The sequence below is a fragment of the Psychrobacter sp. TPE 89C genome (assembly GCF_055522395.1).
Genome location: NZ_JBVFXW010000007.1, coordinates 47,936 through 70,090 on the forward strand (window position 1 = coordinate 47,936; position 22,155 = coordinate 70,090).

Here is a 22,155-nt window from a genome sequence, read left to right on the forward strand (position 1 = left end):
CATTTTTTGTTGTTATGATAGAGCGTTATTAAGCAATAGTTTTGCGGCGATAGTTTTTTGATAATGTTAATCCCACTATCGATTTTGCTCGCTTAGTTGTACTTCTTCGCTTAGTTATTGCTTTAATATTGCATCTCTCCCTACTCTAATAACAAGGATATTCTCATGGCTTTATCACTTAATAAAGGCGGTAATTTATCGCTAACCAAAACGGATCCAAACCTAACCAAGCTACTTATCGGTCTTGGCTGGGATGAGCGTGCCACATCAGGCGCAGAATTTGATCTTGATGCGAGCGTATTCTTGCTAAGTGGCGCTGGTAAAGTGCGCGGCGACCATGACTTTATCTTTTATAATCAGCTGAAATCTGACAATGGTGCAGTAGAGCATACTGGTGATAACCGTACTGGCGAAGGGGATGGTGATGATGAAGTTATCAAAGTAAACCTAACTCAAGTGCCTGCTGATGTCGACAAAATCGTTGTCACCGTGACTATCCATGATGCTGCAGCACGTAGTCAAAATTTTGGCCAAGTAGCCAACGCCTTTATCCGTGTCGTTAACGAAGAAACAGGCACTGAAGTCGTACGTTTTGACTTGGCTGAAGACTACTCTGTCGAGACGGCAATGGTATTTGGCGAAGTATATCGTCATAACGGTGAGTGGAAATTCCGCGCCGTTGGTCAAGGCTATTCAGGTGGTCTACAGGCGATGTGCCAGCAATATGGCGTTGATATTTAAAACCCTATTTTATTAACATTTAGGTACTTATCAACCGTCGTTATCACGTCCAAAACGTAAAGCTGACATAGTTGCAAATAGTCACAATTTATAGTGGCTAAATGACTAGTAATGCTCTGCGTTTCGTTTAGAATTACCTATCAAAGGTGGTTAGCAATAACCACTTTTTTGCAGTTTGTGTCTATAATAGGCCGACCTTAGCTTTACGCAACCAGACAGGATGTGTCATGAGACATTTTTATTTAGATTTTATCTTCACAGCCATTGCCCTAGCGGTAGCGGCATGGTGGGGATATTCACATGGCGGTATGGGTGGCATGATATCCACCTTATCTATTACCGCTATTTTGGCCGTCATGGAAATTTCATTATCATTTGATAATGCGGTGGTCAACGCTTCAGTCCTCAAGGGCTGGGACGAATTTTGGAAGAAGATATTTTTAACCGTTGGTATTTTGATTGCAGTATTTGGTATGCGCTTGGTCTTCCCCATTGTCATCGTCGCGGTTACCGCTGATCTTGGTATGATGGAAGTTATCAATCTAGCGCTGTATCAACCAGAAGAATACTCAGCCAGACTAATGGCGCATCACGCTGAAATCTCAGCATTTGGTGGTATTTTCCTACTATTAGTTTTCTTGAACTTCATTTTCGATGAGAAAGAAGTCCACTGGTTTGATTGGTTAGAAAGCCGTTTGGCTAAGCTCGGCAAAGTCGGTGCTATGAGCGTGTTTGTCGCTCTCATCGTCTTAATGATTGCCGTATCATGGGCCAGCGCTGAGCAGTCAGGTGCCGTCTTAATTGCAGGTGTCTGGGGTATTCTTGTTTATCTTGGCGTACAGGTTGTCTCTGGCATGCTCGAAGGTGATCTCGAAGAAGGCTTAGAAAACGAAGAAAGCGGTTCGGGTGCTGCGGCGACTAGCGCTATCATGAAAGGCGGTATCATCGGTTTCTTATACTTAGAAGTTCTTGATGCTTCATTCAGTTTTGATGGTGTTATTGGTGCATTTGCCATTACCAACGACGTTATTGTCATCATGTTGGGTCTTGCCATTGGTGCGATGTTTGTACGCTCTATGACTATCTTCTTAGTCGATAAAGGTACGCTTGATGAGTTTGTCTATCTCGAGCATGGCGCACATTATGCGATTGGTGCATTAGCAATTATCATGCTGTTGTCGGTTAAGTTCCATGTACCAGAACTCATTACTGGTCTGATCGGCATTACCTTCATTGGTTGGGCATTTGTTGCATCACTTAATTATCGTAAGGCTGAGAAGGCAAGTCTGAATTAAGGCATGTCATTCATATAGCATCTAGTGATGTATTTAAGCAGGTCATATCAAAAAATTGATATGACCTGCTTTTTTTTAGCTTAATTAAAGCGACAGGTTATAAATATATGATGTATGCGTCGGTATACCAGATTGACCAATAATTAAGATAACCAATCATTAAAATACAATTCCATGATTACTATCATTCTTTATTCAGTTAGAATCTCCATCCTCTAATAACATCATAAAAATACGACTACATGATTAATATACAAAAAATTCTTGATGATATTGCTACAGAAATGGCAAATGAAACCGATCGTGGCAAAGTGGCAGATTATATCCCGCAGCTGGCTCATGTCGATCCAAACCAGTTCGGTATTGCGGTGGCGACACCTGACGGACAGGTCTATACAGCTGGCGATGCTGGTACACTGTTTTCTATTCAAAGTATCTCAAAGGTATTCACCTTAACTATCGGTCTTGGCAAGTTGGGTAATGCGCTCTGGACACACGTCGGTCGCGAACCATCTGGTGACCCCTTCAACTCTATCATGATGCTAGAGCATGAATCTGGCAGGCCACGTAATCCCTTTATTAATGCTGGTGCAATTGCGGTGGTAGATGCGATCATGATGGGTCATGAGCCCAAAGAGACATTGGGCGAGATACTACAGTTTGTACGCTTTATCGCAGATGATGACTCAATCAGTTTTGATCACAAAGTAGCCGCATCCGAAATGGCACATAAAGATCGAAATGCGTCATTGGCCTATTTTATGAAATCTTTTGGTCGTCTAAAGCATGACGTGGATAAAGTGTTGGGTACTTATTTTCATCAATGCTCGATTGCGATGAACTGCCAACAGTTAGCTCAGGCTGGCCTATTTTTAGTATCTAATGGTATCAATGAGCACACAGGCGTTAGAGTTATCAATGCACAGCGTTCTCGACGGATTAATTCGCTGATGATGATGTGTGGTCATTACGATGGCTCTGGTGAGTTTGCTTATCGTGTCGGTCTGCCAGGTAAAAGTGGTGTTGGTGGCGGTATTTTGACGATAGCACCAGGTGAAGGTTCAATCGCCGTCTGGTCACCAGGGCTCGATCATATAGGAAACTCTAAGCTTGGAACCAAAGCATTAGAGCTGTTTGTACAAGAAACTGGCTGGTCGGTTTTCGGTGATTAAAGACTATCATTTGATGCTTTTATCGGTGAGTTGTTTAAGACGATGTGCACCGTTAAATATGGTGAGTTTTACTCTGGGTCATGCTAAATATATTGGTATGACCCTTTTTCGTTTTAAAGCTTTCTTTAGGAAAATATGCTCTTATTAGCTAAATGCCGATTTTTCTTATTTAATCTACAAATGGTAGTAGACTAACAATTTACTTTTGATAACAACACCTTAAGTATTGCTATCAAGATTGTTAAAAAGTATCAGATATACAGAGACATTATGTCTCTTAGGAAACATATAGTAAGTGCACAAAATACGCCTTGCTTACTAAGCAAACGCTTAGTATAGTAAAACGTAATGATACGCAGGCCGTGATATACAGGTAGCACTACTGTCTGTGCTTACGTATCAACCATTGCACCACTTTCAGTTCATTTTTTTATTATTTAATTACTAATCAATAGGATATTTATATGGCTATTAGCTTAACAAAAGGCGGCAACGTAAACTTATCAAAAGAAGCGCCAGGCTTAACCAATATTACAGTCGGTCTTGGCTGGGATCCACGCGCTACTGACGGTCAAGAGTTTGACTTAGATGCGATTGGCTTTTTGGTCAATGAAGCAGGTAAAGTACGTAACGACCAAGATTTTATTTTCTTTAACAACCTAAAGTCAGACAATGGCGCTGTTGAGCACACAGGCGACAACCGTACTGGCGAAGGTGATGGCGATGATGAAGCTATCAAAGTAAACCTAGCAAGCATTCCAGCTGACGTTAATAAAGTAGCACTTTGTGCCATCATTTATGAAGGTCAAGCCCGTAACCAAAACTTCGGTCAAGTAGGCGAAGCTTACATCCGTATCGTTAATGACAATGGCGGCAGTGAAATTGCACGCTATGACCTATCAGAAGACGGCAGTACTGAAACGGCCATGATCTTTGGTGAGTTGTATCGTCACAGCGGCGACTGGAAATTCCGCGCTGTTGGTCAAGGTTTCAGCGGTGGTCTGGGACCATTAGCGGGTTCTTATGGCGTAAACGTATAAGCTCAGCTTTGACTAATCTTAGCTTTGACGTAATCGCTTAGCAAAATAAATATCGCAGTCATATAGTTGATTGCGATATAAAAGAGCTATTTAAAGCCATCAAGTGTGCCCTTTTAACGCATTTGATGGCTTTAATTTTAATTGGCTAACCAAAAAAGCCAAAGTCTTGAAGATAGCTTATAGAAAACCATATACATAAACATAGCTATCAAGCGCACATATTAAAAAATTAGAATAAGGATTTGCAAACCATGGCCGCAACATTTAGCTTAATCGGTACCATCGAACCTTTTTTACATTGTAATCTCAAAAAAGGCGACTCGATTTATTGTGAAGCCAATGCAATGGTGATGATGGAATCAAACCTTGAGCTCAAAGGTAAGCTGCAAGGCGGGTTGATGCAGTCACTTATGCGCCGTTTCGCTAACGATGAATCACTGTTTCAACAGCAAATCGAAGCGGTCAATGGTGAAGGTGATTGTTTGCTTGCGCCCACGCTAGATGGTGATATGCAAATCATTGATTGCGGTGCACAGCAGTACACGCTCAGCGATGGTGCTTTTGTAGCGGCGCAAACTGGCGTGGATATCAGAGCCAATATTCAACGCAACCTTGGCGGTGCGGTATTTGGTGATACTGGTGGCTTTATGGTTATGCAGACGCAAGGCCAAGGTCAGGTCGTGGTATCAGGGTTTGGCTCACTATTCGAGATCGATGTAGAAGCAGGTAAAGACGTTATCATCGATAATGGTCACGTGGTCTGCTGGGACTCCAACTTAGATTATAAGCTGTCAGTTTCGACCAGTAAGAAAAAAGGATTCATGAGCAATATCATCAACTCCGTCACCAGTGGTGAAGGCATGGTATTGAACTTCTCTGGTACTGGCAAAGTCATTATCTGTTCGCGCAATCGTGATAGCTACCAAGGCTGGCTACAAAGCGTCTTAGGTAGTAGCTCAGGCGGTCGCGGTGGTAGTAGCGGCTTATTAGGCAATATCTTATAATTGTATGTCGTTATATAAAGATTTTATTCAACGCTTTACTCAAAACTATTACAACATTTTTAAAAACTTAGATAGCAAGGAAGACGAGTGGCAACACTACACTCAGTTCATATTTCTCAATATTGATACTATAAGGATAATCACATGGCAGTTAGCTTACAAAAAGGTCAAAAAATCTCACTTAGCAAAGAAGCTGGTGGTGACCTCACGCAGGTAAAATTAGGTTTAGGCTGGGATGTCGCACAGGGACCACAAGAAAAAAAAGGTGGGTTCTTAGGTAAACTATTTGGTGGCGGTAGTGGCGGCGACTCTATTGACCTCGATGCTTCATGCATCATGTTCGATAGCAATAAACAGGCGGTCGATGCTATTTGGTTCAGTCAGCTAAAATCAAAAGATGGCAGCATTGTACATACTGGTGATAACCGTACGGGTGATGGCGATGGCGATGATGAAGTCATCAACGTAGACCTATCTAGAATTCCTGCTAATGTTGTATCGCTGGTATTTACCGTCAATAGCTTTACTGGTCAGACTTTTGAGACCGTAGAAAATGCATTTTGTCGTATCGTAAATGCTAATAACAACCAAGAAGTTGCTCGCTATAACTTATCAGCGCAAGGTGGACACACGGCGATGGTAATGGCAAAAGTTTATCGCCATAACAATGAGTGGAAAATGCATGCCATCGGTGAAACAGCGTCTGGTCGTACTTTTCATGATTTGATGCCTGCTATCACACCGCATGCATAATTGACTCTAGAAAATTTTTGAATGTTGAAGCGTATTCAATAGTAATAAGCCCTTCTATAATAGAAGGGCTTATTTTTTTGTACCAATCAATATTCTTGCAGCCGTTACTACTTAGTTACTACTTGCTACCGCGTTTCCAGCTAAATCCCCAATTAAAAGCTTTGTCCATTTCTTGGTGACCTTTAAAGTATTGGTTGATACGCTCAACATTGATACTGCCTTGTTGATTGACCAAACGAGCGATTGCACACATTGGCAAATTGCCTGTGCCTTCTGTTAAACGCGTTTCAATCGGTGGCTGCTCTGGTACCGCAATGGTGACCACGCCATCAGTTTGTGCCCAGTTCGGTGCACCTTCGTAGATAAAGGCGAAGATAAAGACCTCCTCAATCTGCGACCACTGCTGACCATTGATATCCAGCCATTCACCACCACTTATCTGACCTGTTCTATCATCGGCACGCAGACACACATAAGGGGCTGACTGTAAGCTACCAAAACGATTACCCAATGCTTGGATAAGCGTCTTTTCACCATTTTTCAGGTGAATCATCGCACCAACATCCAGATCAATACCACCCGCTTTATGTTGCTTAAACAGATCACCCAAGAGACCTTTTTTAGGTGCCTGCTGATCAGCATTCGGTCGTTGATTCCAGTTCAAATTCACAGTAATTTTACCAAAATCATCGCGTTTTTTGAGATTGATGCTAGATTGATTTTTAGTTAAGGTTACTTTACTTAGGTTTATGGCAGGATTAGCTGGAATCGGTGGTGGTGTATTTTTTTGAGGTGCGCTACCCGCTTTTTGTGTGTTGATTGGACGCTGCGTGTTGATAGGTTGAGCCTGATTATTTGACTGATTTTGAGCTTGGTTCTGTGATTGGTTTGGAACTGGTGCCTCATCAGCGATCTCAACACCGAAATGCTCTGACAAAGGTTTTAGACCACCTTCAAACCCTTGAGCAATAAATCTAAACTTCCAACTGCCCTGCCTTCGATAGCATTCAGCTAAAATAATTGCTTTTTCATTACGGCCTGCGCTACTGAGCTGACAAGTCATCAGCACTTGACTGCCTTGTAATACTTGAATATCCACATCACCGACTTGAGCAAGTGTTTTATCACTAGAGAATGCGAGCGCTATTTTTTCAATACTTGCAGGTTGAGCTGGCAAATTGATGTCAAAAAAGCCATCACTGTCGTGACCACGAAAGCTGACACTACTATCATCGCTACGTGTCTGCCCATAAAATATCATGTCTCCATCACCGCGCACTTTACCATTGGCAGTTAGGCGATAAGCAGCACAATCAATCGTATTTTGGCTTAAGATACGAATACTAATATTGTCCGTCGGTAGTGGCGCATTTGCACCTGCAATTAGGGTTTGACTCATTACTCATCCTTTCATGTATTTATTATATCGATGTATTTATTATGTTTACTATCAGCATATAGTAGCACGGTTATTACAAGATTTTTAGTCGGTAGACGCCTTCTGTTAAGTACTAAAAACCCCACAATAAATCTTAAGCATTCTTGTTCATACTATTTTATCAGTACCATTTATAACGCCTAGCATTTGTATATAATAGCGCTACTATCAGCAATATGATGACTTGGATGGTTAACTACATTTTTAGCTTATCTATATTGCTATTGGTTTTGCGATAACGGTATTTCGTTATCCAATTATATCTAACACTTATGATACTGCTGAGAGAATTATGGATAACATTGCTAACGATAGTCACCATACAACGCCAACTGCAGCTTGGTTAGCCGAAGGCCAGTCAAGCCAGCGTGATATGTTAGCCAGCCTACAAGCATTGAAGACTCAATCTGAGACACCATTCAACATCATAGCCTCACACCGTCACGATAGACCTGAGATTTTCGAGTTTGCGGATAATGTCTATCTTGAACCTACTATAGCTTCTATAGATAGCCCCGATGAGGTGGACGTTGAACCTGAACCCGTTATGCCGCGTTGGCAGTTCGTCCTAGAACAGGCTCAACAGCACAACGTAAAGGTATTATTGACTGGTCGCAATGGTATTGATTATGAGGCCCATCGAGAGGTATTTGATGCAGCAGGTATTCGCTTATTGACCGGCGCAACCAGTGTCAAATCGTTAGAATCAATCGACGATAAATTTGCCTTTATGCAACAGTGCCATTCTCATGACATACCTGTCGCTGATGCTTGGCGCTTTGATACGACTGAGCAGCTTGAAGCGCTACTTGCCAAACATGGCCATCAGCCTTTGTGTGTCAAACCAGTCACTGGTATTTTTGCGCAAGGATTTTGGCGGTTAGATTTAGGTAAAACAGAAGAGGATCAATACGATAGCTTTGAGCATTTATACTTTACTGAAGAGAAAAAAATCAGCAATGCCCAATTTATAAATGCGTACACAAACAGCTTAATGGTGCATGAGCGCCCTATTCCAATGTTATTAATGCCTTACTTGTCAGGGCAAGAGTACTCTATCGATGTGGTATGCGAATATGGTGAAGTACTGGCCGCTATTACTCGTTATAAAACTGGGAAAATCCAGCATATCGGCTACGAGCAATCCGTCATGGATGTCGTCATTCCATTAATCAAAGCATTCAACTGTGATGGTATCGTCAGTGTACAGACCAAGGCTGATGATGATGGTCAGCACCGTGTACTTGAGATCAATAGTCGCCCATCTGGCGGTATTGGTTATACAATTCATAGCGGTGTGGATTTAACACAGGTTGGATTTGCCTACTGGTTGGGCTTGACTGATAAACCAAGGCTAGCTGATATCGTTCAAAAGATAGTACCTTGCCAAGTACGTTCAATCATGATGGGTGTAAAAATCGAAGAAACTACAATGGATTAAAGTGTAGATAAGCCATTAGCTATACACCAGCTATTCCACATAAAAAAAAGGTTTTTAGAATAATATCTAAAAACCTTTTTATTGTATTAACCATTCAATAAACAGAACAGTGATGGCTTATAGTCAATTCTCTATAAAAGAGTGACACGTTAACCTTGCTTGAGATATCACATATACCTCTGTACTCGGTTGCCTTGTCTCTCTTTTAAACTGAATCAACTACATCATTACTCGCCGAATACTAAGTTTTCTTGTTTAGGAGCATTTTTAGATGCTAAGAACCATAGTAAGCCAAGTACAACTGCTGAGCCAATAAAGATAATAATCGATGAAGTAATCGCACCTTCAGGTGTATGACTCATAGACATTGCGTGACCCGCTGTAGCGCTCATTTCCATCGCTGCTACACCAGTATAATGCATACCACAAACAGCGATACCCATAATGAATGCGCTACCAAAACGCTGTACCGTACCACGTAGGTTAAATGCTAACCATAGCGCAGCCATAGCTGCCACAATTGCAATGATAATCGAAGTGATTAAAAGTGGTATGTTATATGACATGGTTGCCTCCATCTGCATTGAGGCCATACCTGTATAGTGCATTGCTGCAACACCCAGTCCAGTCAATACACCACCACTGATTAACTTGGCAATACTTGACGCGCCGCGTCCAACGATAACAATACCAACGGCAACAAACAAAATAGCAAGTAGCATTGAAATAACGGTCAAACCTAAATCATAAGTGACTGGCATTTTCATATCGACTGCCATCATACCAATATAATGCATAGACCAAATAGCACCACCAATCGCGATTGAAGATAACGCTACCCAAAAGTATAGATCGTTTCCTGGTTTGGCTGATGGTACGCGAATGGCAAGATTTAGACCAACATAAGAACCCATTACGGCAATAACATATGAGATAAACACCAAAAGCAGGTTGTATTCAACTTCAATCATTTTTTCGACCTTTATATTTAATAAAAACTAAGCTTAAGCAATATCCGATTTAATAAATTAACATTACTTTATGCATTTATTACTGTTTTTCATAGGGATTTCATCGTCTATGAATAATTATTTTTACCAGATGATAAATTCGCAAATATTGGTAGTGCCAGCGCCACAGCTTGACTCCTCAACCCGAACTCTATCTACAGCAGGATTACTTGATAAGAAACCATCGATATAACCCACTACAAAGTGACAGCCTGAATGATTGCTATCTGACAATTTGCAGAATGGACATTTGGTTAAAGCAACTAAGTTATTCTTAGCTTTAACTTTAGAGAATGCCTTCAAGGCTGGTACAAGTTCGCGATTAATCGTAGTTGGCATTTTTAATGGGCTACCAAGCGAATAGTCACGCTGGTAGATACCACTTCCAACTTTACGCCCCAACTCATGCATTGCTTTAGCGCGAATCTCGTGTGGCAAGTTGGCCTCATAGTGCCTAACGACATCGGCGATGTCAGGATACTGGGCACCAATAGCTGCTAACGCATTTTTCTGTTCTAAATCTTGTGCTGCAGGTGGTGGTGATGACACTGCATCTGTACTTCCCTCTCCATCTATCTCTAGCTGAAAAAGTGTACAACCTTCAATGGAAGAAAGATCATTGATTAAATCTTCTTGTGTCTTTGATCCTTGGCTTTTGGCAACGACATGAATAATGTTGCCACCGTTTTCTGAAGGCTCTTGCTTTTGGGTTACAAGTTGGTAACCTGCTTTAATAAGTGGCGAGATAACATTAACCAAACGAATTCGCTCAGAAGACGTTTCCAATGAACAAGAAAATTTCAAAAATCACTCCTTTTCTAAAAATATCGCCAAACTTTTTAGTAGCAAGCTATCTGGGCAAGCTCAACGACTAATATAAATTCAGTTTCAGACTTATGGTTTATCGACTTTCTTGTCGTATGAATTTGGTGAGAAAACAAAGTTTAATATGTTTATTGTCTTTTAAATTTTATAGATATAAGACACCTAAATTTGTGTCCTTCAAGCTTTGATAAGTTATCTATTACACATAATTAAGTACAGGTTTATGCGTAGACTTATTTTTTCTAAGCTTTTCATATTTATAAAACAAGAGAGGTATGCATAGATAATATCTAAACATTTAATTACATATTAACTGTTTAATTTTTCTCAGACAATCTTTGGTTACTTTATAGAATTAATTACGCAGCATTATTACTGAATAGATATATTATGACAAGGCTTAAATTAATATTGCCGGACAAATGGTTATATTATCCGATAGGTGGCTAAAATTAGAAATAAAGATTTTTATCTTGTTACAACTATGCTGCAGGGTGTTGAAATCATGACTTAGAAGTCATGACTACCATTGATTTTTAAAGTCAAATATTCAGTAGATTTTCAATCTAATGTTATTACAACAGTACGCTAATCATTCTATGCCACATTCTGTATAAAAACTATAAAAAATAGACAAATATCTGTTTTTATAATGACCACATAGTTATTTAAACAGCTATCTAAAAACTGTCTATAATGACTTATAATCGACTCAATTAGAGGCATATGATGACTGTACAGACTGCGTTAGTGCTAGGAGCAAATACGATTATCGCGCAATCTAATTGTTCGGTTGCTTTTTCTACAACAGAGCAGCTTACATTTGGGCAGCAACTTGGACTGATATGGCTGCCGTTGGATGAACATCGTAAAGCAGCTTGTAGCCCTGCCTACCTTCATGAGCCCAAGGACTGGGCTCAGTTAGACGATAATGATAATCCAAGCGCATGGCAGCTAGATTTGACCAAATTGTTTGATACGCAAGATGTTGTTTCTTTGCAATTGATTGCATATGTCTATCATGATCCAAGCCTTAACCTACCAGCGATTGAACTCAATAATATCTGTTTAACACTCAACCATGATGAAATAAAATATGACTTCACTGCAAATGAGCGTCATATTAAAGCGGCTATCATATTGGAAGTCTATCGACGTAATGGCCAGTTTAAATGCCGTGCACTGGGTGAAAGCTCTACACAAGGACTAGCAAGCGTAGAGCATCGAGTCGGAATAAGTCTTGATACCCGTCCGCCAGATACACACGCGCTAACTCAAGCGGCTCAGCAGCAACAGCGAACTCAGCCAAACAACGAGTCGCGTCCCCCACGTCACGTTCAGCTTGGCGAAACTTGGACGGGAACGGCATTCGCTATTGACTCCTATCACCTATTGACCTGCTATCATGTGATTGAGTCAGCGGCGATGATTGGTATCCGTCAGCAAGGCCAACCTGATCGCGAAGCGCAAGTAGTCCTCAGCGATATCGGAAGCGACTCAGCCATTATTCGAGTGAGTGAACCTTTGCTTAGCTATTTGCCATTAGCACAGCGATGCTCTGATAATTTGGGAGAGACCATTACGACATTGGGATTCCCGCTGTCAGGACTAAGTAGCCAACTGCAAGTCACGCAAGGTTGTATCTCAGGTCTGACAGGGTTTGGCGATGATATTCGCTATATGCAATTCACCGCACCCATTCAGCCCGGATCTAGTGGCAGCCCTTTATTACTGCCTACTGGTGAAGTTGTCGGCATGGTAACCTCTAGCCTCGTCCACGAGCATGCACAAAACATGAACTACGCAGTGAAATTTCAGTTATTATCTGCCCTACTAGCGAGCGCTGGCATTGGCTTAGATGACTTATCGGACTTGCCTCTTGGTAAAACGTCACCACTGACCACACCGCAGTTGAGCAAACAAAGCCGCGGTGCGCTATGGCTGGTTGGCTGTCAAGGTTGAGGTTAAAGAATCACGTAACGAACCTAAAAAATATAAAACAATGACTTAAAGAAAACGTATTAGGAAATATAAATGTCAGCTCAGCTCAAAAATATAGCCATACTTATCGATGCTGATAATGCATCAGCAAAAAATATTGGCCATATTTTGCAAGAAATAGAAAAGCTTGGTCATATCACTTGCAAAAAAATATATGGTGATTGGGGAAATGCTCATATTCAAAGTTGGCAAGAAGCATTACTCAAATATGCTATCGATCCTATGCAGCAGTTTGCTTATGTTAAAGGCAAAAACGCCACTGATATAGGCATGGTCATCGAAGCCATGGATTTGCTGTATAGCAATAATTACGATGGGTTTTGTCTCATATCAAGTGATAGTGACTTTACCTCACTGGCTTTACGTATTCGTAAAAACCATGTAAAAGTATTTGGCTTTGGCAAACGTAATACGGTTAGCGCGTTTTCGCAGGCTTGTGATAAATTCTTTTATGTAGAAGATTTATTACCCGATCAGAATAATAGCAATTCTACGCAAACAACTCTTTCTCCTAAAAAAGCACCTAATAATAATTCATCAAAACAATGGACGACTCAAAAATTACAGACACAAACGCACTTAATTAACTTATTAAATAAAATAATCAAAGAAAATACTAATGCTTATAATGGTTGGTCGAATCTCTCTTATATAGCCAGCGAACTTAGTAAAAACCATAATGACATCAAACTCGATAAGTATGGCTATGATAAATTTTCCAATTTAATGATTGCACTGCGTTTATATGATATTAGAAAGCAATCTAATGGCATGTGGGCAAAGATTAAAATACTGAAGGCATTAACAGCCGCTATAACTGCTAATAAAAAAACGATTAATACTAAGCCAACTTCTAACCTTTTCCCAGCTGCTCCTATTCTTGTCAAAATATCAACAGCACCTACTATCGATACTGTCTTATTTAGAGTGACTCCCACTGCAAAGGTACGCGGTGATGAAGATATGATATTTTATGGTCAAACGCATAGCGAGGATGGTTCAGTCGAGCTAAACCAGCAGCTCGAAAATAATACATCAGTCTCTGAGTTCAGTTGTGATCTAAACCTCCAACCTACCAGCATTGAACAACTTAACTTCGTGCTATCAAGTGAACTGGAAAGCTTAGCGACTGACTCACAGCAAACCAGTATTGAATTAAATATCACTGATGAGCAGCAAAATACATTATTATTCTCAGGCAAATTTGACGTCCAAAATAAATCAGGCAAAAGCCTAATATTATTTACGTTAAACCGAACTGGCAACCAATGGCAGTTTGTGCCAAAACATCAAAATATAGATGGCGACCTACGTTATCTCTGTGAAAAATATGGGGTAGAACTAAGTGATAACTGATTTTAAAAATAGTACGACATCTCATAAAACCTATAAACGCAGCATCGCCTTACCTCGTGGTACGCTTGATCTAACTTATCAAATCAATCCAGCAGCGGCTAAAAAAGATTCGCAGAAAGATGACAACTATCAATTAGAAGACTTACTCGGGTTTGCTCAGCGTATTAACCCAAAACGTGCGTTTTTATTTGTGTCAAAAGTCTTAGGCCGTCATATTCCGGTAGCGCCTAGTACGATGCGTAATGCTTTTACAGATCTGGCAAACTTAGTACCTAGAGATTTACCTGAGCCGATTTTGGTTATTGGCATGGCAGAGACGGCCGTTGGCTTATCGGCTGGCGTCCATCAAGCACTACAAACGCGTTACCCTAATGCTTTATTATTGAACTCTACGCGTCATGCGCAACACAATGATGATAACAGTGAAACGTTGCTGACCACATTCAGCGAAGACCACAGCCATGCAAGTCAGCATCTGATTTATCAAAGCTCTGATAAAATCACGCAAGCGCAACTACTGGCCAGTAAAACTCTGATTATGGTTGATGATGAAGCGTCAACGGGTAATACTTGCGTCAATGTCGTTACGGCGCTACGCAATGCAGGACTGAGCCAATTAGAGCAAGTGCATCTCACCACGTTGGTTGACTGGTCTCTAAGTCAGAATCAAGATGCAGCAGATATAGACGACTCCATATCTGCTCGCTTGCCGAACATTGACTTTCATCGTCATCACTTATTGTCTGGCGCTTGGCAATGGACGGATGCGCCCAATCCTGAACCCATCATCATGCCGTCGGTCGATACCACTGACGCTGGTAGTCAGTCATTAGGTAACACTGGCAATTGGGGACGCTTTCCAACACTCGATAGTACCGATGGATTCGATCGCTATCTGCAGAATTTTCAAGCAGCATTGACGAGTTTTAGTGATCAAGCACCGTTTGATAAAGAGCTATTGCCTGAGCGAATTCTGGTATTAGGTAGTAATGAGTTTGTGTGGCTGCCATTTTTATTGGCTGAATGGCTCGAAGGTCAGGTTAAAGACTCTAAAAAAACCGTTAACTTTAGCGCTTTGACACGATCACCCATTGCTCTGGGTGGTGCGATTACCACCATGCTAAGCTTTAGCGATAATTATGGGCTTGGTATGACCAACTTTGCTTATAACGTCGAGCCTAGTGATTGGGATTTAATTGTGCTGTGTGTAGAGACCTCAAGCGATAGCGTTGATGACATGTGGCAAGGTTTGGATAATGTATTGGTGATAGGTACTAGCCATGGGAATGGCTGAATTTTTAAGTAGCGCTCAAATAGCTTTGGGTCTTAATGATTATGCTCAGGCTATTATCACAATTATTGTTATAACCATTCTCGTGTTTGTAAGACCTTTTAATTACATAGTTAACCGTGTAGATGCCAAAGATGATAAGCAATTTGAGATGCTTTATAAAATAATTGATGATGAAAACTTTCTTGAACGCCTGAGTAATCAACCATTTTTAATCAAGCAACTTTTCTATAAGCGTTTTTACCTACTCAAAAATTACAAGGTTGAAGAAATAGAGTTTCTAATGTCTCAAAAGAACTTAAAAATTAGCTTATATGAGATTAGCACTTTAAAATCGGGTTCTATAATCAAATTCCAAAATGGTAAATATATAAAGAACATCAATAGTCTGACTAATTATTGGATCCGTTATCATCGAAGATTCAATACATTCATCATTATCGGGTTCCTATGTTGGATACTAATTTCGTTGTTCTTTTTCCTCATACTTCTCAAAAGCACTACATTACTCTATATTTCTATAGCGCCACTTTTTGGCTTAGAAATATATTTATTAATGAAAATAGAGGGTGTAAGAGCTTATCTTAGAACAAAAAATGTAATAGATGATTTCATACATCAAAGCGCGTTATTTAAAGATAACCAAGGTAATAGGAATACATGACCACACCATTTTTTCAGCCTAATGCAAATATCGTAAAACCCTATGCACTCATGGATTTAGACGATACACTATTCCAAACTCAACGCAAAATTGACGCGTGGGACTTACCCACTACGGAGCCTGAGCAATTGGTTTGTGCGACCGTCAATAAACAAGACGAGCCATTGAGCTTTATGAGTCAACGTCAAGCGGCGCTATTTAATTGGCTACTTGCCAGCACTGAGTTGGTAGTCGTCACTGCCCGTGACCGTAGTGAAATCAAACGCGTGAAGCTGCCTTTTGACAGTTGGCAAGTCCTGACTCATGGTGCGATTATTCTCAGCAAGGATGGCAAGCTACAAGCCCAGTGGCAACAGCATATGTATGACGAGCTTGCACCATTGCAGGATAAATTAAATCAGCTGAGTCAAGTATTCGCCAATTACAGCAAAAGTGATGGCAGTCAGCTCGTATTTACACCCCATATCGATAGCTTTCATAATGGTTCTGTTGATGAAGCATTGACCATTTATTTAGCTATTAAACATGCTCACAAAAACCATCAGGCATTGATAGATTTGGCTGAAAATTTGCCAACGCTGATACGTGATTTTGATCAAGATTTTTATGTACACGTGAATGCAAATAATCTAGCGATATTGCCGCGTGCCGTGCATAAGCATCATGCTGTAAAGTTTTTATTAGAGCATCATTTAGACAGTCAGCGACCTAGTTTTGGCTTTGGTGACAGCCTAGCAGACTTGCCATTTCTGCAACTGCTAGACTGGTATGGGATGCCCAATCATGGTCAACTACACTCGCAATTACAATCGCAGTTACAGCCTTTGTGATAGGCTAGGTTATTCATTCTCACGACCCTCACCTTTTTCTATAATGAGTGACAATATTGCTATCATGATTTCACATAACCTCAATACAAAAATAGCCGATTTACAAAGTTACGGTTCAGGCAGTTACTTTGCCAGTGATGTGACCGTTCTGCTCGATATCGTTGATAAAGATGCCGTGGCTGATGTACCTGTCAGCCAAAAAGAAGCGCTTATCCAAAGTGGCCAGCGTCACTATTCTGATATGTTGACGTTAGAAGATGCACCAACAGCGATGCATGAACAACTATATCATCAGGCGCTAGAGCAAGGCACAAACAGAACTGCGACTGATATCGCTAACTTGGCTTATACATTACAAGGTACTTTTGAACAAACCGTTAATACTGAGAATCCATTAGTTTTGGTCAGCTTAGTACGTGCAGGTTTACCGATTGGGGTACTGTTGCAGCGTGCATTAGCAGATACTGACAGCAACTACGCTTTGCCAAGCGTACACTACGGTATTAGCATCATTCGTGACCGAGGTTTGGATTCTGTCGCCCTAGCATTAATATTAAAAACACATCCAAACAGCCCTATTGTGTTCGTCGATGGTTGGACAGGGAAAGGTGCCATTTATCAAGAGCTATCTCGTAGCCTAGAGGTATGTAGCAACCCTAGCCATCCAAGTTTTGCGAATATCTTTCATCAGGGTGAAGGTGTGATTCCATTATTAACGCTGGCTGATCCGGCTGGTGTTGCTTGGCTTGCTGCTAGTGAAGAAGACTGGTTGATTCCATCAGGGTTACTGAACAGTACCGTGTCAGGGCTCATATCACGCAGCTTATATACCGAGCCACAATCAGGTCTGCATCGCAGTGTTTTTTATGATAACTTGGTAGCGTCAGATCACAGCTTAGCCTTTGTCGATCAAATCGATGCGGCACGTCATGCACTGACCGATTCTTCGAAGTGTTTATCACTATACAAACAACCCCGCTATCAAACGGCTGACTTAATCGATATGCTCGCAGCAGATTATGCTATCGACAATCGTAACCGAATCAAGCCGACCATTGCAGAAGCCACGAGGGCCATATTGCGCCGTGATCCTGAACGTATTTTGCTAGCAACTGCCGATCATCCAGATACGATACTGCTCAGACATTTATGTACGCAACGAGATATCGCTATCAGTGTATTAGGTGATAAAATACTGCCTTATCAAGCCATCACTCTCATCAAGCAACGCACCAAAGACAGCTAATGGCTATTTTCTAGTTTTAATGGCTATATTTAGAGCTATTGAACTTAGAGCTGTTGATAAGTAATGACCCTTGAGCCATGCCACTTGATAATAACTTCTATTTTTTATAACTCCTTACTTATCACTACTTATGATGCCAACTATGTCAGATACGCCACACAACGAAGCAAATATCTATAACCATTCCCAGTCTTACGCTCATCTATTTACTGAGCGTCATGCGATGGTTAAACCACACACACATCATCCTTATCAGCTTGGTGCTAGCCTTTATATGCCTGCAACTCGGGAAGATATATGGCAAGTCATCAAGCGCGACAAGCTTCCTACGATTAACAGTATTATTATTTGTTTAGAGGATGCCGTCAGTCATAGCGATGTCGACTTAGCACTTGAACGCTTGCAAGCATTGCTCGATACATGGGCTACGCATGTCGATAGTATCAATAATCCATCTAGAAAAGCAGACATCAAGACTCAATATCCAACTCGTCCGTTGGTGTTTATTCGTCCACGCAATCCGATGATGCTACAACAGTTGGCGGACTACCGTCATATCGATCTCATCGATGGTTTCGTCATGCCAAAAGTCGATATGTATAGCTTATCCAACTGGCGCATGGCTTGTCAGAATCTAAGTGCCGAGCAACTATTAATGCCCACGCTTGAGACGGCGGCCTTATTCAATCCACATCACAATCAAGAACTGGCCATCGGCTTTAAAGAAGCTTTTAGCCAGCCAGTGTTTGCACTACGTATCGGTGGCAATGACTTGTTTGCCGCGCTACGTCTCAGGCGCCCTAAACACAGTATTGTCTATGACACGCCAATTGGCACCCTAGCCTATCAGCTACTTGGCTGCTTTGTGCCGCATGGCTTCTATCTGACGGCACCTGTGTTTGAATACTTAGATCAACCAACACTGTTTATGCAGGAGCTGACCCATGATGTCAGCTTAGGTTTGGTTGGCAAGACTGTCATTCATCCAAGCCAAATCGCTTTGGTACAGCAAGCATATTGCGTACCACTCAGCACCTTGGATGAGGCGCAAGCGATACTTCATAGCGAAGCCAAAGCGGTATTCAAATACAACAACACCATGTTAGAGCCAGCCACGCATCGCGCTTGGGCGACTGAGGTCGTGAATCGCGCCGAAGTATTTGGAACTATTGATGATGGCAGTAGTGAATACAGCTCTCGAATGTAGCTATCAGATAGTTAATGTATGTCACAAAAAAGCCGCTATCATCATTTGATAGCGGCTTTTTTATATGAAGTTTAACCCTAAGAATGAGGCTTTAATACACTACAGTCAAAGAACTCTAAAATGGGTACAAGGCAGCCGACTGCAGATTGTACAAGTAGTACATCTAAGGAAGGTAACGCCGTAGCAGCTTAATAGTTCACTGACTACACACAGTTTTCTAAAAACTGACTCATGACTCGGTTTACTTGCTCAGGTTCTTCTACAGATGATGTATGACCCGCACCTTTAATAATCGCTAGCTTAGACCCTGCAATCGCAAAATGCATACGCTCAGCCTTTGCATAAGGGGTCGCTACATCTTCATCACCAACGATAATCAATGTGGGTGTTGTAATATCACCAAGCTGCTCATAGATGCCTTTACGCTCAATCACACCCATCGTAGCCTTGATCACTCCGCCTTTACGATTGCCTTGTAGCATCGTGAGCCATTGCTTGCGTTCCACTTTACGCAACTTGTCTGCCAAAAAAGTATTGCCAAACATAATAGGCATGAGTTTATTACTCACACGCTTGCTACCCAACCAACGAATGGCTTGGACAAGTTTACGATACTGCGGCATATTTTTAGGATCTTCAGGATCAGCAGACGTTGCTAATAAGGTAAGCGATAGTAATAAATCAGGATGCTTAATTGCAACTCGCTGAGCGACAAAACCACCCATAGACAATCCTACAAAGTGGCATTTATCAATACCAAGCGCAGCAATCAGGCCAAGTGTATCCTCTGTGAGCGCATCCATATCATAGCCAGACTTGGTAATTTGCGATTGACCTTGTCCACGGAAATCAAAAGCAATACAGCGATAGTCTGCTTGGAAATGTTTGACTTGTTCGTCATATATTTGCGTACTCCACAGCAGACCGTGTGCAAATACCATGACCGGCTTTTGCACATCATTTGGCGCACTGTCTTCATAATAAATATCTGCATCATTGATTTTAATGATTGGCATAATAACTTCCTTGTTTGATAGATAAGAGAGGCCAATATATCCCTCAGGATTTTAGCATCTGCATGAATAACCCCCTGACACAGCTTCTGGCATTTTAGCATAACCTATCGAATTTCGATGTGTCTTGAGCGCCCACAAAACCTACTTTTATAATCATGCCAAACTGCTATAGTAATATGCTGTCTACATCGTCAGTTCAATATAATTCAGATATAAGTAAGGCTAGTGAAAGGACTACAAACCGTAGATTTTGCGTATCTGACTTATATGTAATTGACCATAAGATACTTATAAAAACTTATACAAGGATAGATAACATGTCGCAGCCTTTAGTCGATTATCAAGTCGAACAGCATATTGCTACCATTACATTTAATGATCCAAAAAGCCTAAATGCTTTTGGTACGCCTCTAAAAAATGGCGTGTTAAAAGCGCTTGGTGAGGCCGATGCCGATGACCAAGTACGTGTCATTATTTTACAAGGTGCAGGTGGCAATTTTTCTAGCGGCGGCGATATCAAAGAAATGCTGTCTGAAGGTTTGGATAAAGACATTATTTCAAGCAAACTAAAAGGCATGGTGGAAGGTGCTGGAGAAGTCAGCTTAAAGTTGCGTAAGATTCATAAACCTATTATTGCTAAGTTAGAAGGTGCAGTAGCTGGCGCAAGTATGAACTTAGCCTTAACCTGTGATTTCCGTATTGCGGCTGATAATGCCAAATTTGTACAAGCCTTTGTCAATATTGGCCTGATTCCAGATGCAGGCGGCATTTATTTGCTAAACCAACTGGTTGGCGCAGCAAAAGCCACCGAACTGGTAATGTTGGGTGATAAGCTTAAAGCCGAGGATATGGCGCGCTTAAATCTAGTGAATAGTGTGGTTAGTGCTGATGAGTTAGACGCAAGCGTACAGGCATTAGCAAACCGCTTAAGTCAGTTGCCAGGTAAAGCATTGGCCTCGATGAAGCATATGCTCAATGTGCATGCTTTTATGGGTTTAAATGAAGCCTTAGATATGGAAGTTGAACAACAAACCATGATGGCAAAAACGGATGACTTTATCGAAGGTGTCACGGCCTTTGTAGAAAAGCGTAAGCCAGTTTATCAAAGTAAATAGTTTTATTATCTATAGTCAATCCTCTATAAAAGAGTGACAGCGTTAACCTCGCTTGAAGTATCACACATACGTCTGCACTCGGTTGCCTTGTACCTCTTTTAAACTGAATCAACTATAATGTCGAAATACCAGTTGAAGACTTCGATAACAAACTAATTATTGAAAAACAGTGGAATAATAAACTAAACCATAAAAAATCCGACCACTTGTAGTGATCGGATTTTTTATGGTTTAGAAATATTGAAAGCTAAAGGTTATAGCAGTGTTTGTCGCTAATACTTGTACCAAATCATTCTTATTTTATTCGTAGAGAACAATCTATATATCAATTGTCTTTTTAAACTATTAATATTTATTAGCTACATGACTTTTTAGACTGACTGATCTTTCCGTTTTTACAGACAAACTTAGCACCTTGGCAATGCGATATGCCACCCATCTTGCCAGAACAAGGCGTATTCTTTGCATTTGCCTGCATGACAGGCGCTAGCATAAATATAGAGATAAAAAATGCTGACCAAGTTTTCATAAATAGAAGCCTCAACAAATGAATAATATAAATTCGAACTATATTACTGTGACGTTCTTTTATCAATCTTTATTTAATCTACTTTCGTCGATGAATGCTAAACCTTAAAATAGTGTCTTTGCATTAATCAATATAAACCTCGATACCCAAAACACGCCCAAAGCAAAGGGCTAAGAGTCAT

General features: G+C 40.9%; 20 protein-coding genes. 15 read left to right on the forward strand and 5 right to left on the reverse strand.

All coding sequences use genetic code 11. The features are described from left to right. The first annotated feature begins 165 nt into the window (after positions 1 to 165). The 6 genes from ACZW67_RS03875 (at position 166) to ACZW67_RS03900 (ending at position 6,005) form a co-directional block, all read left to right on the forward strand. The gene (locus ACZW67_RS03875; protein ID WP_110922677.1) at positions 166 to 741 is read left to right on the forward strand and encodes a TerD family protein; all 576 of its coding nucleotides are present in this window, start codon (positions 166 to 168) and stop codon (positions 739 to 741) included. Positions 742 to 968: 227 nt separating this feature from the next. After that, complete coding sequence (locus ACZW67_RS03880) at positions 969 to 2,036, forward strand: DUF475 domain-containing protein (RefSeq protein ID WP_465182231.1); 1,068 nt, start codon at positions 969 to 971, stop codon at positions 2,034 to 2,036. Positions 2,037 to 2,278: 242 nt separating this feature from the next. Further along, positions 2,279 to 3,208 carry a glutaminase gene (locus ACZW67_RS03885; RefSeq protein ID WP_197217630.1) on the forward strand — a complete coding sequence of 310 codons (930 nt, stop codon included), beginning with the start codon at positions 2,279 to 2,281 and terminating at the stop codon, positions 3,206 to 3,208. A 464-nt stretch (positions 3,209 to 3,672) separates the two neighbouring features. Next, positions 3,673 to 4,248, forward strand: a complete 576-nt coding sequence (locus ACZW67_RS03890) for a TerD family protein (RefSeq protein ID WP_110922674.1) — start codon at positions 3,673 to 3,675, stop codon at positions 4,246 to 4,248. 251 nt (positions 4,249 to 4,499) lie between these two features. Beyond that, the gene (locus ACZW67_RS03895) at positions 4,500 to 5,252 is read left to right on the forward strand and encodes a TIGR00266 family protein (RefSeq protein WP_465182232.1); all 753 of its coding nucleotides are present in this window, start codon (positions 4,500 to 4,502) and stop codon (positions 5,250 to 5,252) included. A gap of 144 nt (positions 5,253 to 5,396) precedes the next feature. Then, complete coding sequence (locus ACZW67_RS03900) at positions 5,397 to 6,005, forward strand: TerD family protein (protein WP_110922672.1); 609 nt, start codon at positions 5,397 to 5,399, stop codon at positions 6,003 to 6,005. A 118-nt stretch (positions 6,006 to 6,123) separates the two neighbouring features. On the opposite strand, the gene ACZW67_RS03905 is transcribed toward ACZW67_RS03900, so the two are convergent. Then, positions 6,124 to 7,404, reverse strand: coding sequence for a TerD family protein (locus tag ACZW67_RS03905; protein ID WP_465182233.1), 1,281 nt, complete (start codon positions 7,402 to 7,404; stop codon positions 6,124 to 6,126). Positions 7,405 to 7,735: 331 nt separating this feature from the next. On the opposite strand from ACZW67_RS03905, the gene ACZW67_RS03910 reads away from it, so the two are divergent. Then, positions 7,736 to 8,884 carry an ATP-grasp domain-containing protein gene (locus tag ACZW67_RS03910; RefSeq protein ID WP_465182234.1) on the forward strand — a complete coding sequence of 383 codons (1,149 nt, stop codon included), beginning with the start codon at positions 7,736 to 7,738 and terminating at the stop codon, positions 8,882 to 8,884. A gap of 227 nt (positions 8,885 to 9,111) precedes the next feature. Here ACZW67_RS03910 and ACZW67_RS03915 read toward each other — a convergent pair whose 3' ends face one another. Together ACZW67_RS03915 and ACZW67_RS03920 are read right to left on the reverse strand one after the other, a co-directional pair. Continuing rightward, positions 9,112 to 9,855: an MHYT domain-containing protein gene (locus tag ACZW67_RS03915; RefSeq protein ID WP_465182235.1), complete on the reverse strand. Its 744-nt coding sequence runs from the start codon at positions 9,853 to 9,855 to the stop codon at positions 9,112 to 9,114. Positions 9,856 to 9,978: 123 nt separating this feature from the next. Continuing rightward, positions 9,979 to 10,698, reverse strand: coding sequence for a hypothetical protein (locus tag ACZW67_RS03920; protein ID WP_465182236.1), 720 nt, complete (start codon positions 10,696 to 10,698; stop codon positions 9,979 to 9,981). Positions 10,699 to 11,445: 747 nt separating this feature from the next. On the opposite strand from ACZW67_RS03920, the gene ACZW67_RS03925 reads away from it, so the two are divergent. The 7 genes from ACZW67_RS03925 to ACZW67_RS03955 all read left to right on the forward strand — a co-directional run bounded on the left by ACZW67_RS03925 (position 11,446) and on the right by ACZW67_RS03955 (position 19,314). Beyond that, positions 11,446 to 12,681 carry a S1 family peptidase gene (locus ACZW67_RS03925; protein WP_465182237.1) on the forward strand — a complete coding sequence of 412 codons (1,236 nt, stop codon included), beginning with the start codon at positions 11,446 to 11,448 and terminating at the stop codon, positions 12,679 to 12,681. A gap of 72 nt (positions 12,682 to 12,753) precedes the next feature. After that, positions 12,754 to 14,076 carry an NYN domain-containing protein gene (locus ACZW67_RS03930; protein ID WP_465182238.1) on the forward strand — a complete coding sequence of 441 codons (1,323 nt, stop codon included), beginning with the start codon at positions 12,754 to 12,756 and terminating at the stop codon, positions 14,074 to 14,076. Beyond that, a complete protein-coding gene (locus ACZW67_RS03935) occupies positions 14,066 to 15,370 on the forward strand; it encodes a phosphoribosyltransferase domain-containing protein (RefSeq protein ID WP_465182239.1) in 1,305 nt (434 codons plus the stop codon). The genes ACZW67_RS03930 and ACZW67_RS03935 overlap by 11 nt, the downstream gene beginning before the upstream one ends. Further along, on the forward strand, positions 15,357 to 16,031 hold the full coding sequence (locus tag ACZW67_RS03940; RefSeq protein ID WP_465182240.1) for a hypothetical protein: 675 nt from the start codon (positions 15,357 to 15,359) through the stop codon (positions 16,029 to 16,031). The genes ACZW67_RS03935 and ACZW67_RS03940 overlap by 14 nt, the downstream gene beginning before the upstream one ends. Further along, positions 16,028 to 16,861: an HAD hydrolase family protein gene (locus ACZW67_RS03945; protein WP_465182241.1), complete on the forward strand. Its 834-nt coding sequence runs from the start codon at positions 16,028 to 16,030 to the stop codon at positions 16,859 to 16,861. The genes ACZW67_RS03940 and ACZW67_RS03945 overlap by 4 nt, the downstream gene beginning before the upstream one ends. Before the next feature lie 64 nt (positions 16,862 to 16,925). Beyond that, a complete protein-coding gene (locus ACZW67_RS03950; protein WP_465182242.1) occupies positions 16,926 to 18,107 on the forward strand; it encodes a cysteine protease StiP domain-containing protein in 1,182 nt (393 codons plus the stop codon). A gap of 142 nt (positions 18,108 to 18,249) precedes the next feature. Beyond that, positions 18,250 to 19,314 (forward strand): HpcH/HpaI aldolase/citrate lyase family protein, encoded by a 1,065-nt coding sequence (locus ACZW67_RS03955; protein WP_465182243.1) that lies wholly within the window; start codon positions 18,250 to 18,252, stop codon positions 19,312 to 19,314. Positions 19,315 to 19,517: 203 nt separating this feature from the next. On the opposite strand, the gene ACZW67_RS03960 is transcribed toward ACZW67_RS03955, so the two are convergent. Next, positions 19,518 to 20,330, reverse strand: coding sequence for an alpha/beta fold hydrolase (locus ACZW67_RS03960; protein WP_465182244.1), 813 nt, complete (start codon positions 20,328 to 20,330; stop codon positions 19,518 to 19,520). A 317-nt stretch (positions 20,331 to 20,647) separates the two neighbouring features. Between ACZW67_RS03960 and ACZW67_RS03965 the strand changes: the two genes are divergently transcribed. Beyond that, on the forward strand, positions 20,648 to 21,445 hold the full coding sequence (locus tag ACZW67_RS03965) for an enoyl-CoA hydratase/isomerase family protein (protein ID WP_465182245.1): 798 nt from the start codon (positions 20,648 to 20,650) through the stop codon (positions 21,443 to 21,445). 355 nt (positions 21,446 to 21,800) lie between these two features. Here the strand turns inward: ACZW67_RS03965 and ACZW67_RS03970 are convergent, their stop codons facing one another. Beyond that, on the reverse strand, positions 21,801 to 21,974 hold the full coding sequence (locus ACZW67_RS03970) for a YdcA family protein (RefSeq protein WP_197131400.1): 174 nt from the start codon (positions 21,972 to 21,974) through the stop codon (positions 21,801 to 21,803). Positions 21,975 to 22,155: the final 181 nt, after the last annotated feature.

Coding starts and splice junctions, on each gene's coding strand:
- ACZW67_RS03875 (WP_110922677.1), top strand. CDS start 166: ATGGCTTTATCACTTAATAAAGGCGGTAATTTATCGCTAACCAAAACG.
- ACZW67_RS03880 (WP_465182231.1), top strand. CDS start 969: ATGAGACATTTTTATTTAGATTTTATCTTCACAGCCATTGCCCTAGCG.
- ACZW67_RS03885 (WP_197217630.1), top strand. CDS start 2,279: ATGATTAATATACAAAAAATTCTTGATGATATTGCTACAGAAATGGCA.
- ACZW67_RS03890 (WP_110922674.1), top strand. CDS start 3,673: ATGGCTATTAGCTTAACAAAAGGCGGCAACGTAAACTTATCAAAAGAA.
- ACZW67_RS03895 (WP_465182232.1), top strand. CDS start 4,500: ATGGCCGCAACATTTAGCTTAATCGGTACCATCGAACCTTTTTTACAT.
- ACZW67_RS03900 (WP_110922672.1), top strand. CDS start 5,397: ATGGCAGTTAGCTTACAAAAAGGTCAAAAAATCTCACTTAGCAAAGAA.
- ACZW67_RS03905 (WP_465182233.1), bottom strand. CDS start 7,404: ATGAGTCAAACCCTAATTGCAGGTGCAAATGCGCCACTACCGACGGAC.
- ACZW67_RS03910 (WP_465182234.1), top strand. CDS start 7,736: ATGGATAACATTGCTAACGATAGTCACCATACAACGCCAACTGCAGCT.
- ACZW67_RS03915 (WP_465182235.1), bottom strand. CDS start 9,855: ATGATTGAAGTTGAATACAACCTGCTTTTGGTGTTTATCTCATATGTT.
- ACZW67_RS03925 (WP_465182237.1), top strand. CDS start 11,446: ATGATGACTGTACAGACTGCGTTAGTGCTAGGAGCAAATACGATTATC.
- ACZW67_RS03930 (WP_465182238.1), top strand. CDS start 12,754: ATGTCAGCTCAGCTCAAAAATATAGCCATACTTATCGATGCTGATAAT.
- ACZW67_RS03940 (WP_465182240.1), top strand. CDS start 15,357: ATGGGAATGGCTGAATTTTTAAGTAGCGCTCAAATAGCTTTGGGTCTT.
- ACZW67_RS03945 (WP_465182241.1), top strand. CDS start 16,028: ATGACCACACCATTTTTTCAGCCTAATGCAAATATCGTAAAACCCTAT.
- ACZW67_RS03950 (WP_465182242.1), top strand. CDS start 16,926: ATGATTTCACATAACCTCAATACAAAAATAGCCGATTTACAAAGTTAC.
- ACZW67_RS03955 (WP_465182243.1), top strand. CDS start 18,250: ATGTCAGATACGCCACACAACGAAGCAAATATCTATAACCATTCCCAG.
- ACZW67_RS03960 (WP_465182244.1), bottom strand. CDS start 20,330: ATGCCAATCATTAAAATCAATGATGCAGATATTTATTATGAAGACAGT.
- ACZW67_RS03965 (WP_465182245.1), top strand. CDS start 20,648: ATGTCGCAGCCTTTAGTCGATTATCAAGTCGAACAGCATATTGCTACC.
- ACZW67_RS03970 (WP_197131400.1), bottom strand. CDS start 21,974: ATGAAAACTTGGTCAGCATTTTTTATCTCTATATTTATGCTAGCGCCT.